Origin of the sequence: Nonomuraea fuscirosea, from assembly GCF_003001935.1 — a bacterium.
Lineage (GTDB): Bacteria > Actinomycetota > Actinomycetes > Streptosporangiales > Streptosporangiaceae > Nonomuraea > Nonomuraea fuscirosea.
Genome location: NZ_PVNG01000033.1, coordinates 84,443 through 97,763, shown reverse-complemented (window position 1 = coordinate 97,763; position 13,321 = coordinate 84,443). Strand labels below are relative to the sequence as shown.

10 protein-coding genes and 1 rRNA gene are annotated in these 13,321 nt (G+C 71.0%); 4 read left to right on the top strand and 7 right to left on the bottom strand.

Annotated features, from left to right (window positions below; genetic code table 11):
* Positions 1-60 (bottom strand): 16S ribosomal RNA (locus B0I32_RS50800); the annotation flags it as partial.
* Between the two features lie 497 nt (positions 61-557).
* Between B0I32_RS50800 and B0I32_RS50795 the strand changes: the two genes are divergently transcribed.
* Together B0I32_RS50795 and B0I32_RS50790 are read left to right on the top strand one after the other, a co-directional pair.
* Complete coding sequence (locus B0I32_RS50795; RefSeq protein ID WP_106252117.1) at positions 558-1,571, top strand: AI-2E family transporter; 1,014 nt, start codon at positions 558-560, stop codon at positions 1,569-1,571.
* A 97-nt stretch (positions 1,572-1,668) separates the two neighbouring features.
* Positions 1,669-2,310 (top strand): maleylpyruvate isomerase family mycothiol-dependent enzyme, encoded by a 642-nt coding sequence (locus B0I32_RS50790; RefSeq protein WP_106252089.1) that lies wholly within the window; start codon positions 1,669-1,671, stop codon positions 2,308-2,310.
* Between the two features lie 27 nt (positions 2,311-2,337).
* On the opposite strand, the gene B0I32_RS50785 is transcribed toward B0I32_RS50790, so the two are convergent.
* Positions 2,338-3,150 (bottom strand): helix-turn-helix transcriptional regulator, encoded by an 813-nt coding sequence (locus tag B0I32_RS50785; protein ID WP_106252087.1) that lies wholly within the window; start codon positions 3,148-3,150, stop codon positions 2,338-2,340.
* 37 nt (positions 3,151-3,187) lie between these two features.
* Positions 3,188-4,042: a hypothetical protein gene (locus B0I32_RS50780; protein ID WP_106252086.1), complete on the bottom strand. Its 855-nt coding sequence runs from the start codon at positions 4,040-4,042 to the stop codon at positions 3,188-3,190.
* Between the two features lie 281 nt (positions 4,043-4,323).
* On the opposite strand from B0I32_RS50780, the gene erm reads away from it, so the two are divergent.
* On the top strand, positions 4,324-5,151 hold the full coding sequence (gene erm / locus B0I32_RS50775) for an ErmE/ErmH/ErmO/ErmR family 23S rRNA (adenine(2058)-N(6))-methyltransferase (RefSeq protein WP_106252084.1): 828 nt from the start codon (positions 4,324-4,326) through the stop codon (positions 5,149-5,151).
* Here erm and B0I32_RS50770 read toward each other — a convergent pair.
* Positions 5,140-6,531: a hypothetical protein gene (locus B0I32_RS50770; protein ID WP_106252083.1), complete on the bottom strand. Its 1,392-nt coding sequence runs from the start codon at positions 6,529-6,531 to the stop codon at positions 5,140-5,142. The two genes, erm and B0I32_RS50770, sit on opposite strands and share 12 nt — an antisense overlap.
* 118 nt (positions 6,532-6,649) lie before the next feature.
* Between B0I32_RS50770 and B0I32_RS50765 the strand changes: the two genes are divergently transcribed.
* A complete protein-coding gene (locus B0I32_RS50765) occupies positions 6,650-8,227 on the top strand; it encodes a molybdopterin-dependent oxidoreductase (RefSeq protein ID WP_106252081.1) in 1,578 nt (525 codons plus the stop codon).
* Positions 8,228-8,318: 91 nt separating this feature from the next.
* Here the strand turns inward: B0I32_RS50765 and B0I32_RS50760 are convergent, their stop codons facing one another.
* From B0I32_RS50760 to B0I32_RS59270, 3 genes are read right to left on the bottom strand one after another with little or no spacing between them, the layout of a single operon-like run.
* On the bottom strand, positions 8,319-10,130 hold the full coding sequence (locus tag B0I32_RS50760; RefSeq protein ID WP_106252079.1) for a chitinase: 1,812 nt from the start codon (positions 10,128-10,130) through the stop codon (positions 8,319-8,321).
* 57 nt (positions 10,131-10,187) lie between these two features.
* Complete coding sequence (locus B0I32_RS50755) at positions 10,188-11,639, bottom strand: carbohydrate-binding protein (RefSeq protein ID WP_106252078.1); 1,452 nt, start codon at positions 11,637-11,639, stop codon at positions 10,188-10,190.
* The gene (locus B0I32_RS59270) at positions 11,636-13,216 is read right to left on the bottom strand and encodes a chitinase (RefSeq protein ID WP_219912438.1); all 1,581 of its coding nucleotides are present in this window, start codon (positions 13,214-13,216) and stop codon (positions 11,636-11,638) included. Before B0I32_RS59270 ends, B0I32_RS50755 begins: the two co-directional genes overlap by 4 nt.
* Positions 13,217-13,321 lie beyond the last annotated feature (105 nt).

Below are 13,321 nucleotides of genomic sequence, written 5' to 3'. Positions count from 1 at the left end.
TTGCATGTGTTAAGCACGCCGCCAGCGTTCGTCCTGAGCCAGGATCAAACTCTCCAAACAATGTCTGGAAACAATCCCAACAAAAATCCATCAAGTACAAATGACTTGACGAGGTGTTGCATGAAAATCATGCACTGGCTTTTAACACACTGTTGAGTTCTCAAGAAACGGACGCGTACATCCGCACCGAAACCACTTCCGTGATCCCCGCTCGGAGGCGTTCACTCCGTTCGTTCTTCCGTTGTGTCTTAATTCTTTCAGCCGTTCAAGTCTCTGTCAAATTGACCGGACTCACTCGACCTGCGGGAATTAAGCTCTGCCCCCTTTCGGAGACAACCCCTCAAACTTACCAGCCGTTTCGAGTGGACGCGCACGCCGCACCGAAGTGGTGGTGTCTGGAGGTGGCCCCGAGTGAGTCCGGCGATCACGCCGTCCCCGTGGGACTGGTGAACTCTATGTACGCCTCCGGGAACCGTCAAATCGATGGTTCGCGCACCCGCCACGGGTAGGAACCGGGCGTGCCAGATCGATCCGTGCCCAGGGCGCTCACCATCCTGGTGGGCGCCGCCGCCGCGGTGGTCGTGCTCTTCGGGGTCCGTGAGGTGGCCTCCATCGCCGGCCCCGTCGTGCTGGCCCTCGTGCTGGTCATCGCCGTCTCACCGGTGCGGGCCCGGCTCAGCGGCTGGAACGCCCCCGCCTGGGTGCAGGTGGCGGTGCCGTTCCTCATCGTGGTGCTCGTGCTGCTGGCCATGGTCGCGATCCTCACCATCTCGGCCACCGAGCTCGCCGCGCTGCTGCCGTCCTACACCGACCAGTTCGCACGCCTCCTCGCGGACGCCCAGCACTGGGCCGTCACCCACGGGCTCAGCAACGACATGCTCAGCAAGGCCCTGGAGGCGTTCGATCCGGGGCGGGTCCTGGGCCTGGCGCAGTATCTGCTCGGCAGTCTGATCGGCGTGTTGTCCGCACTCTTCCTCATCGTGGTGCTGTTGCTGGCGATGTCGCTCGACGCGCCCGTGACCGCGCGCATTCTCGCCACCGGCGAAGGCGAACGGCCGCGGCTGGTGACGGCATTGGCCACGTTCGCCCACAAGACGAGGCGTTATCTGATCGTCTCCACTGTTTTCGGATTGATCAATGCGATTCTCGACATGGTCGCGCTTTCCCTGCTGGACGTGCCGCTGCCCTTGTTGTGGGGCGTGCTGGCGCTCATCGCGAATTACATCCCCAACATCGGATTCGTCATCGCGCTTCTGCCGCCGACGATGCTCGCCCTGCTGGACGGCGGAGTGCGGACGATGGTGCTCGTCATCGTGGCCTACATCGTCATCAACGTCGTCACGCAGTCGTTCATCCTGCCGAAATTCCTGGGGGACGCCGTCGGGCTGTCCACGACGATGACGTTCATCTCGCTGATCGTCTGGACTTTCGCCCTGGGGCCGCTCGGCGCGATTCTCGCCATTCCGCTGAGTCTGCTGACGCGGGCCCTGCTGATCGACAGCGACCCGAACGCGAAGTGGGTGCAGGGCCTGGTGTCGGGCAAACTCCCCAGCGCAGGGGCAGGCCACTGAGCGATGATTTCCTGCCGTGGCCGAGGTCCGTAACCTTCGACCGTTCCGCCGAGCCTGCCCGAGGAGCCCCGTGACCCACGACGAGAAGCCGTCCGATATGACGACCGGCCCCCGAGGCGTCTGGCCGCTGGTGCATGCCGAGCGGGCGGCCCTGGCGGCCGATCTGGCGGATCTGACCGAGGCGGAGTGGGCGACGCCGTCACTGTGCGCCGGGTTGAGCGTGCGGGAGGTGCTGGCGCATCTCACCTCGTCGGCGAGCCTGAACGGCGTCCGCTGGCTGGCCGGCGTGATCCGGTGCCGGTTCGACTTCGACAGGCAGGTGGCGATGCAGCTGGCCGAGGAGCTGGGCGCGACCGGGGCGGAGACGCACGCGAGGTTCCGCCGCGTCGTCACGAGCACGACCAAGCCGCCGCTTCCCGTCCTGGCGCTGCTGGGCGAGACGATCGTGCACGGCGAGGACATCCGGCGGCCGCTGGGCCTGCGCCGCGCCTACCCGATCGGGACCCTCACCCAAGTGGCCGAGTATTACCAGGGCTCCGACCTCGTCGTCGCGGCGAAGAGACGGATCGCCGGTCTGCGGCTCGTCGCCGACGACGGCCCGTTCGCCACTGGATCCGGACCGCTGGTGTCCGGCCCGACCCTGGCCTTGGTGATGACCACGACCGGGCGTTCGGCGTACTGCGACGAACTGGACGGGGACGGTGTCGAGATCCTGCGGGAGCGGCGCGACATGAGGTGAGCTCAGGCCCGAGGGAGCCGCGATCCGTCAGATGAGGCGGCTCAGCTGGACGCCGCTCAGGCGCTTGACGTCGTTGGCCAGGTGAGCCTGGTCGGCGAAGCCGGCTCTGACCGCCACCTCCGCCGGCGGGACGCCCGTACGGGCCAGTCGGAGCGCGCGCTGGAAGCGGACGACGCGCTGGAGGGTCTTGGGCGCGTAGCCGAACGAGGTCACGCTGCGCCGTTGCAGCTGGCGTTCGCTGTAGCCGAGGTCCCGGGCCACCTGGGAGACCGAGCGCCCGCTGCCGAGGGCCGCGGCCATGGCGTGCGCGGCGGGGTCGGCGGGAGCCGCCGCCAGGCGTCTGCCGACGGCGGCCCGCATGACGCCGAGCCGCGCCTCCGCCTCCGCGACGCGCACCGCCAGGGGGTCGGTGGCGGAGGCCGGCCGGCGCAGGACAGGCGGCGCGGGCGGACGGTCCGGCAGGCCGAAGCCGGGGCTCTGCGGACGCCATCGCGGCAGAGGAGTGGGCGGCGGGTCGGTCAGGTCGGTGAGCAGGGCCTCGTGCCCTGGCAGGTCGGTGAGCGGGACGCGCTGGTCGCGCAGCTCGTGGAGGGGGACGCCGAAGAAGCCGCCGACCGCGCCGGGCCGGAAGCGGATGCCGACGAGGGTCTCGCCCGGTGCGACCGACGCGGGCATGGGGCCGGTGTCGGGACCGGCCACGAAGAGGCCGGAGGCGCCCCAGATGAGGTCGACGCAGGCGTCGGGGACCACGAGCTGGGTGAACGACGCCTCGCTGATCCGGTGCCAGCCGCAGGCGATGCGGTCGGCGAGGCCGGGGCCGGGGTGCCGTTCGGCGTACATGCCACCAACGTACGTGAGCCCTCTGACAGAAACCGGGTCAGGCGGGGAGTCTTCCGTATGCGCGCAGCGTCTTGAGCCGCTCCATCGTGATGTGGCCGCCCCATTCGTGCTCCAGGAGAGGCGTCCACATCGCCCAGTTCGCCGTCCAACCCCCTTCCTCGGTCTGCGCGGCGAGGAGGGCGTCGAGGTGGGTGTCCAGGACGTCCTGCGGGAACAGCGGCAGCCGCAGCGGGGCGGGCGCGAAGTCCAGCGGGAAGTGCACGTGCCCGGACGCGGCCAGGTCGAAGGAGACGGCGGCGAGGAGGTCGTCGCGCACGCGCGCGAGCTCCGCCTCGGCCCGCTCCCGGTCGGGCACGCGGTCAAGGAACGTCACCACGGCGCCGGCCTGGTAGGCGCCGGGCTCCTTGAGCGCGGCGATCCGCGACCAGCAGAACTCGGTGGCGGGGGCCAGCCAGGGATGGTCGACGCCGTGCTCGTGCAGGAGCGCGGCGAGCGCGGCGGTGGGGACGAGGTCGCCGGGCGGGTCGTCGTCCGTCTGCCACCAGGGGGCGCGTGGCGTGTCCATGACGGACGGCAGCACCCACGGCACGCCGCCGTCGGAGGTGGTGATGGAGGCGAGGTAGTCGCAGGCGGCGGTGACCATGGGCGAGTCGAACGCGTCGATCTCGTCCAGGATCCAGAACGCCACCTCGACGGGTTCCGGCTGACTGCCCGCGCCGCGCAGGTCGGGCTCCAGCGCGTTGCCGAACCCGCCGTCGGCGTTCTGGTAGCCGCGCAGCGCGTCGAGCACGCGCTCGCGCGGCCCGCCGCGGAACATCGCCTCGAAGCGCAGCCGGTCGATGAGCCTTCCGTGCAGGAGCAGGTACTGCTCGGCGTGGTCGAGTACGTCCATGTCGGTATCTCTTTCTGAGGTGGGGTACGCCGCGAAGCTATCCGAGGGCCCACGCCGGGCGATTGTAGAAACCGGACGTGCTTTATTGCGTTGCCCGCCGGAAGAGGCCCTGCCTACAGTGACCGGCATGTCATGCACATTCTGCTCCTCGGTGTTCACCCGCATCCGCCACAGCCGGGCTCTGGCCCGCTAGCGGACGCGACGACCTGAGCTGAGCGTCCGCAGGCGCGCCCAGGGCCCTCCGAGACCGACGAATCTCGAGGACCCGGAAGGGCAGTGCTGTGGCGCAGAACTACGCGCACGGAAACTATTCACACACCCAGCGGAAACAGGTCAGGAACGGCGGCGGAGGCCGTACGCCCGCGGATCGGGCGCGGCGCACGCTGTCGCAGAACTTCCTGGCCGACGATCACGCCGTCGAGCTGATGATCAAGGCCGCCGCGCCCAGGGGGCTGGTGCTGGAGCCCGGCTCCGGCCCCGGTGTGCTCACCCTGGCGCTGGCCGGGGCGGGTGCGCGGGTGATCGGTTACGAGATCGATCCGCGGCTGGCCGGCCGGCTGGCCTCCCGTACCCGCAGCGATCCCCGGATCGAGGTGGTGCGGGGTGACTTCACGGCCGCGCGGGCGCCGCGTGAGCCGTTCGCGGTGGTGGGGAACATCCCCTACGCGATCACGTCGCGGATCGTGGACTGGTGCCTGCGGGCGCCGGCCCTGACCTCGGCGACGCTGCTCACGCAGCGGGAGTACGCCCGCAAGCGCTCCGGCGACTACGGCCGGTGGAGCCTGGTCACGGTGGAGTCGTGGCCGTGGTTCTCCTGGCGGCTCGGCGACACGATCGGCAGGCAGAGCTTCAGGCCGGTGCCGTCGGTGGACTCGGCGATCCTGCGCGTGGAGCGCAGGCCGCGGCCGCTGGTGTCCGGCGGCCACTCCTACCGGGAGCTGGTCGAGCTGGGCTTCGGCGGGGTGGGCGGCTCGGTGCGCGCCTCGCTGAGGCTCCGGTACGACGGCGTGGACGCCGCGCTGGCGGCGGCCGGGGTGGCCCGCGACGCCGTCGTGGGCCACGTCCACCCCGACCAGTGGGTCACGCTGTGGGGGCGCCTATGCCGGTGAGCTGATCTTGGTGGTGGCCGACCGGCCCACTGAGGCGGCCAGTCCTGGGACCGTCGCGACGCGGCGGCCCCAGGGCATGGCCAGCGCGAGGATCGGCAGCAGCACGATGGAGGCCCGCGACCAGTACGTGTGCTGCAGCCACCACCCGCCGCTGTCGAACTGCGTCATGACGAGGTAGCCGTAGCCGGCCCAGATCGAGCAGCCCAGGATGGCCGCCCAGGCCCACTTGGCCGGCCTGGCGACCAGGAACGGCATGAACCACAGCAGGTACTGGGCGCCCAGCCGGGGCGTCAGGACCATGAAGACGAGCAGGATCGCCGTGGTCATGTCGATCGGGTCGGCCCGCCGCCAGTAGACGATGACGAGGACGACGGCGGCGTAGATGAGGTTGGTGCCGAACGAGGCCAGCTCGGGCCGCAGGTCCCAGCTGCCGCCGGTGAACCACGGGGTCCAGCCCCATTCGCCGACGATGGGCCGGATGTCGCGGATGGTGTCGATGACCGCGGGGATCTGGTTGAGCGAGGTGCCGGCGAAGACCGGCAGCGTCACCAGGAAGAAGATCGGCAGCAGGCCGGTGGTGAACAGCGCGGCCACGCGGGCGCGCAGGCTGGGCAGGAGCAGCAGCATGCCGGGGATCAGCCAGATCGGCCAGCTCTTGGCGCACAGCGCCAGGCCCATCAGCACGCCGGCCAGCGCGCCGCGCCGCAACTGGGCGCGGTCGTCGTCGCCGGGCAGCAGGGCCCGGTGCAGCATGCCGCCGCGGCCGATCACGCGCGGGACGGAGCGCTTCACGCCGTACGCGGCCACGCCGGCGCGGACCTTGGCGACCACGTCGGTGACCATGCCGGGCCGGTCGGGGTCGCCGGGGCCGCGGGCGACGACGAACGCGGCCACGCCGAACACGAGCGCCACCGGCTCCACCTGGCCGTGCACGGAGGCGACGAGCACGGCGATCGGGTTGAGCGCGTACTGCAGGGCGCGCAGTGACGCCTTGGGCCCGCCGGCGAGCTTGGCGACCAGCGGGATGAGCACGATGTCGGCGACCACGGTGACCAGGCGCCCGGCGTATTCCCAGGGGATGCCCAGCCAGAGCAGGATGCCGTAGACGTAGGGGATGGTCGGCAGGAAATGCCAGCCGCCCTCGCTGGCCAGCACGGGGTCCTCGCCGCGCAGCACGGCCTCGCCCGCGGGCTTGAAGCTCTCCACGAAGTCGACGGGCTGCCAGGTGTCGATCGCCGAGGTGTACATGATGAGCACGCGTACGGCGACGCCCACGAGGATGGCGACGATCAGCGGAGGCCGCCAGTCACGCCACTGGGCGACGAGGGCGAGCGCGACACCGGCTACGAGGACGATCCCCGTGAGAGCTGCGTAATCCATGGCGGCATCTAGCCTGCCGTACCCCGGACACTGCCGCCACCAGGGCTATCCGATTCTTATCCCCGACATGCCGACACGTATCCCGATACGACATCACCGTCTGTGTTGAACTTTTTCCATGGGGGGATCGCAGGTCAACCAGGCACTGGTCAGGCTCTACTTCGAGGTGAGAGATGGGCTGCGCGACCCGGTCGCGGCCTGGGCGAAACTCACAGGGAACTCACAGCAATACCAGCGGGCCAGGGGCGAGAGACGGGTGCCGCTGGACGACGGCACGGCGGCGGAGCTGGCGGCGGCGGCGATCGTCTGCACCGCCACCCGGCACGGGCCCGAGCGGGTGGCGGCGCTGGCGACGTCGCCGCTGGCAGGGGTGGTGGGCGGGCTCGGCGGCGCGGTGCTGACCGAGCATCCGTGCGCGCCCGAGCAGGTGCTGGGCCCGTGCTACACGGGGCCGGGGGCCGACGACTGGGCGCGGGCGGCGTACGTGCTGCTCTGGGGGGAGAACAACCGGCTCGTCCGGACGGCGGGGACCCCGTGGGTGATCGCCGGGCGGTACAAGGGGCAGAAGGTGGTCGCGATCGGCACGCATCCGACGCGGCTGTCGGACGAGACGCTCGTGGTCCGGCCGGGCACGGACGGGGCGCTGGCCATGGCGATGGGGCATGTGCTGCTCAAGGAGTTCTTCCTGGACCGCACGCCGTTCGACGGGCACGCCATGGAGCGTACGGACCTGCCTTACCTGGTGCGGCTGCGCGGGCGGGAGGACGCGTACGTGCCGGGTGAGCTGACCGGCGGGGCGTGCGGGCGGCTCAGCGTGTACGGCGGTGAGGCGGTGGAGGTGCTGCTGCCGCGCTTCGACGACGGGCCCGGGGTGCTGCGGCGCGGCGTGCCGGTGCTGCGTGACGGGGACGACCTGGTGACGACGGTGTTCGACCTGCTGCTCGCGGTCTACGGGGTGGCGCGGCCCGGGCTGCCGGGGGTGTGGCCGGCCGGGTATGAGGACCGGGCGGAGCCGTACACGCCGGCCTGGCAGGAGGCGTACACGGGGGTGGCCGCGTCGCGGGCGCTGAAGACGGCGCGGGAGCTGGGGGTGACGGCGGAGAAGACCGGCGGGCGGTGCGTGATCGTGCCGGGGCGGCTGGAGACGCCGCACGCGGACACCGCCTACCGGGCGATGCTGGCCCTGCTGGTGCTCACCGGGTGCGGCGGCGGGTGGGCGCAGACGGGCGGGGCGGGGATCCCGCTGGTGCCGTACCTGTGCCTGCACGCGTGCGGCGAGGACCGTTCCGACGTGGGGGCGCTGAGCTGGGCGCTGGCGGAGGGGCTGTTCGCGCGCAGGACGGCGCGCTCGGTGCTGCTGGAGGCGGTGGCGGACGGCTGGCCGATGGCGCCGCCGCCCCGGGTGCTGGCGCTGCCGCGGCCGATCTATCCGCTGCCGCCGGAGGTGGACCTGCTCATCGGGCCGGACGAGCACTGCGACCTGTCGCCGCCGGAGCCCGGCCTGCTGGCCGAGGCGGTGGCCCGGCTGGCCGGGTCCCGCGCCCCGGCCGAACCGGGCGGGGCGCGGGAGGAGCGGCGGATGCGGCTGCTGGTGGACCACGCCTGGATGCACGAGTACGGCGAGGCGCTGCCCACCTACCGGCCGCCGGGGCTGGGCCTGCCGCTCAAGCCGACCCAGCTCGTCCGGTTCGGCTGAAACCCGGCTGAAGCCCGGCTGAAGCCCGGTGGAGAGCCCGGCTGAGGGCTCGGTTCGGAGCCCGGCTGGGAGCCGGGCTCGCGTCCGGGTCTCAGCCGAGTCTGTCCAGGTAGGCGCGGTGGCTGCGGGAGAACTCGGTCCCGTTGAACCGGTCCCAGTTGATCGACCAGGCCATCAGGCCGCGCAGGTCCGGGTAGACGCCGCGCGGCCGGTACGTCCCGCAGTTGCTCCCCTTGGTCAGGCAGTCGAGCGCCTTCTGCACCTCCGCGACGGTGGTGAACCCGTTGCCCGCGTTCACCGAGGCGGGCAGTCCGATGGCGACCTGGTCCTGACGCAGCGGCGGGAACCTGTTGGCCGCGTCGCCCATGATCGGGAAGCCGGCCAGCAGCATGTCCGTCATCGCCACGTGGAAGTCGTGCCCGCCCATCGTGTGGTACTGGTCGTCGAGGCCCCTGATCGGCCCCGAGTTGTAGTCCTGCACGTGGAGCAGGGTCAGGTCGTCGCGCATGGCGTGGATGACGGGCAGATAGGAGGCGGCCCTGCTGTCGGCCGCGCCGTTCGGCCCCGGGCCGTAGAACTGGTAGCCGAGCTGGACGAAGAACGTCTCGGGGGCCATGGTCAGCGTGAAGCGGGCGCCGTAGCGGCTCTTGAGCCTCTTGAGCGCGGCGATCAGGTTGACGACGACCGGCGTCGTGGGATTGGCGAGGTTGGTGTCGCCGGGGTCGAGGTGGAGGGAGTGGCCCTCGAAGTCGATGTCGAGGCCGTCGAGGCCGTACCTGTCGATGATCGCGCCGACGGACTCGACGAACTTGTCACGCGCGGCCGGGGTGGTGAGCTGGACCTGGCCGTTCTGGCCGCCGATCGAGATCAGCACCTTCTTGCCCCTGGCCTGCTTGGCCCTGATGGCGGCGATGAAGTCGGCCTCGGACTCGACGTTCGGGCACTCGGCGGCCGGGCACTGGCGGAACCTGATGTCACCCGAGGTGACGGAGGTGGGTTCGCCGAAGGCGAGGTTGATGACGTCCCATGCGTCGGGTACGTCGCTCATGCGCACGTAACCGGAGCCGTTGGCGAACGACGCGTGCAGGTAGCCCACGAGCACCCGCTTCGGCAGCCCGCCTCCCCCGCCGCCTCCCGCGGTCGTGGTGCCGCTCGCCTCGGAGCCGTAGGGCGAGCAGTTGCCCGCGGCGTCGCAGGCGCGGACCTTGAAGCGGTACGTGGTGGCGGCGGCCAGGCCGGTCGCCTGGTGGCTGGTGCCCGTGACGGCGACGGGGGCGGCGTTGCCGCGGGAGACCTCGTAGCGGGCCACGCCGACGTCGTCCGTCGAGGCGTTCCAGCTCAGGGAGAGGGAGGAGGAGGTGGCGCCGCCGACCGTCAGGTTGCCGGGAGTCGTCGGGGCCTGGGTGTCGGTCGTGCCGCCCGGGCCGTCGAGGACCACGTCGTCGGCCAGGTAGGGGCCCTGGCCGTACCAGCCGTTGAGGTGGATGGTGACCGACGTGACGCCGGCCCCGGTGGTGAAGGAGGTCTTGAGCTGGCCCCACTGGCCGCCGGGCGCGCCCCACGTGCTGGCGCTGACACCCGTTCCGGTGGCGCCGAGGAAGACGTAGTCGCCCTGCACCCACGCGGACAGCTGGTACGTCGTGCCCGGTCTGACCGTGACGACCTGCTGGCATCGGGCGAAGTCGCTGCCCTGCGGGGTCGCTCGGAGCGCCCGCGTGCCGCCGTGCACCGGCGCGGACACGGCCTGCGCGTCCGACGGGCAGGTCCAGCCGTTCAGACCGGACTCGAAGCCGGGGTTGGCCAGGATGTTCGCGGCCGCAGCCGGGGCGGCGGGCAGGACCGTCACGACTGTGGCGGGCAGGACGGTCAGAGCAGTGGCGAGCAGGACCGCTCGGAATCTCATGGAGGGTGTTCCTCACTGCGGCCCGCCCTCCGCGGGGAGGACGGGCCGCTCAGCGGGTCAGAAACCGGCGGTGGTGCGGGTGAACTCCCAGTCGGACTGGGCGATGCCGCTGCAGTGGGAGACGACTCCCCCGCCGGGGCAGGGCCGGTCGCGGTTGACCGCCCAGTAGGCGAGCCTGGTCAGTCCCCTCGCCCTGGCCCAGTCGCGGATCTGGGTCCAGGTGCCGGGCGTGGTCATCTCCTGCTGGTCGGACACGCCGTTCATGCCGGAGATGCCCATGTGCGCGTACGCCTGCGCGTCGTTCCAGCCGAACGCGCTCTTCAGTGCGTTCTTCAGGCCCTCGGAGGCGTTGACGGTGTCCTGGTAGATGTTCGGGCTGCCGAAGTCGAACGGCATGATCGTGTAGTTGTCGATCGGCACGCCGAGTGCCCTGGACTGGTTGATGAGCCTGATGCCGTGGTTGTTGGGACCCGTCCTGGAGGTGCCGAAGGTGACGACGACCTTGACGTTCGGGTTGTTCTGCTTGACGATCTTGAGCCCGTTCAGGATGCGGTCCTGGACGGTGTAGTTCTCGAACTCGTCGGTGTTCTCGATGTCGAAGTCCACGACGGCGGGGCCGACGGCGTTGATGACCTGCTGCACCGCGCCCGCGAACGCCTGCGGCGTGGAGCAGTTGGGGCCGAGCTTGTTGCCCTGCCAGCCGCCGAAGGAGATCTGGACGCTGCCGCCCTTCGACTTGATCGTGTTGATCGCCTGCTGGTCGGCGCCGCCGGTCAGCGGTCGGTTGCCGTCCCAGGCCGGGTTGCAGCCGCCGCTCGACAGGATGAACGCCATCGTGAACGACTTGACGCCGGTCGCGTCCATGACCGCGCCCGGGTTGGGCGGGTTGCCCCAGCCCATGTAGAGGTAGGGGGCGCCGGCCATCTTGGTGGGGTTGTCGCCGCCGCCCCCGCCGCCCGCGGAGGTGGTCGCGGTGACGGAGTTGCTGACGCCGGACAGGTTCCCCGCCGCGTCGCGGGCGCGGACCGTGTAGGTGTAGCCGGTGCTCGCGGCGCGGCCGGTGTCGGTGTACGACGTGCCGGTCACGGTCGTGACCAGGCTGCCGCCGCGGTAGACGTTGTAGCCGGTGACGCCGACGTTGTCGGAGGAGGCGTTCCAGGCCAGCGAGACGCTGCTGGAGGTGACGCCGGTCGAGCGCAGGTTGCCGGGCACGGACGGCGCCGAGGTGTCACCGCCGCCGCCGCCCGAGCCCTGCTTCCACAGGGCGGGCACGTTCGGCGGCTCCCAGCCGGGCTGGGAGGTGTGCGCCTGGAGGCACACGTAGTCGACGCCGTTGTAGGTGACGACCGCGCCGGTGGCGTAGGAGGTCCACGGGGCCCAGGCGGCGGCCAGCTGCTGGACATGCGCGGTGTCGCCGTACGCCGCGGGTGCGCCGGAGGCCAGGCCGGCGCCGGTCAGCGCGAGGGCCAGGCCGGTCGCCAGGGCGGTCAGTCTGCTGCGAAGTCTCATGGCATTCCCTGGAGGTGGGGCTTGACGGTGCGGGAGAAGTTCCAGTTGTTGCTGGCGTCCCAGTTGATGGACCAGGTCATCGCGCCCCTGATGCCGGGGTAGGCGCGCGGTGGCACGAAGGTCCCGCAACTGGTGCGCTTGGCCAGGCAGTCGAGCGCCTGGTTGACGAGCGACGGGGAGACGATGCCGCCGCCCGCGGCGCCGGGCCCGGCGGGCAGGCCGAGCGAGACCTGGTCGGGGCGCAGGCCGTTCTCCAGCTGGATGCAGGCCAGCGCGGTCATGAAGTTGACCGAGCCCTGCCCGTACGCCTGGGCCTGGTCGCAGCCGAGCATGGAGCCGGAGTTGTAGAACTGGGTGTGGACGACCGTGAGGATGTCCTTGATGGACAGGGCGAGCTTGAAGTACTCCATCCCGGTCGTCTGCATGTCGATGGTCTGCGGAGCCATCGTGATGATCAGGTCGGCGCCGGCCTTGGCGCGCAGCGACCGCAGGGCCTGGGCCATGTAGGTGGCGTTGAGGCCGTTCTCCAGGTCGATGTCCACGCCGTCGAAGCCGTACGAGCGCATGATCGCGTACACGGTGTCGGCGAACCTGGTCGCCGCCGCCGCGTCGGCCACCTGCACGCGCCCGGCCTCGCCGCCGACCGAGAGGATGACCTTCTTGCCGCGCTGGTGCAGGGCCTGCACGTCGGCCTTGAACTGGGCGTCGGTGTAGCCGCCGACCGCTGAGGCCAGCCCCGGGTCGACGGAGAAGACGACCTCTCCCGCCGTCGCGGTGGCCTCGCCGAACGCGACCGCGATGAGGTCGTACTCGTCGGGCACGGCGGAGAGCTTGAGCTCGACGGCCGGGTTGACGAAGTTGTGCCAGTAGCCGGTGAGGAAGTGCTTGGGCAGGGTTCCGCCGCCGCCGGTGCAGCCGGTGGTGGTGGCGGTGGCGTCCCGTCCCGGTGACTCGCCCTGGGCGTTGTACGCCTTGACCGTGTAGGTGTGGGTCTCGCAGGTGCCGAGCCCGCCGATCGTGGCGCTGGTGCCCGTGACCGTGGCCTTGACTGTCGTGCCTTCGTAGACGCGGTAGCCGGTCACCGTGCCGCTCGCGGCGCCCCAGCCGAGCGCGATGGAGTTGGCCGTCGCGGTGGCCGACGGCGTGCCCGGCGCTCCCGGTGCGCCCGGTGTGGAGCCGCCGCCCCCGCAGGCGGCGCCGTTCAGCGTGCAGCCGGTGACGCCGGGGAAGTTGCCGGGGGCGCCGTTGAAGCCGAAGCTCACGCTGGCGCCGGGAGCCAGCGGGGAGGCCCAGCTCGGGTTGGTGAACGTGTAGTGCTGTCCGCCGCGGGTCATGACCGCGTCCCACGCGGAGGGGATCGAGAAGCCCTGGGGGACGTCGAACTGGACGTTCCAGCCGCTCATGGGGGTGGTGGTGCCGTTGGTGACGGTGACTCTGCCCTCGAAGCCCGAGCCCCAGTCGGAGACCTTGGTGAAGGTGGCGGTGGCGGTGGCGGTGGCGGTGGCGGCCTGGGCCGGCAGGGCTTGGAGACAGAGTGCGGCGGTGGTGAGCGACAGGAGAATCGCGCGTAATCTCACGGGGTTCTTCCTTCGGGGGGTGTGCGTGCCGTACGGCTTGCACCGGGGGGTGAGAGCGCAAGCCGTACGGCACGGCCCGTGGAGGTGAACACGGGCCTTTCGGGG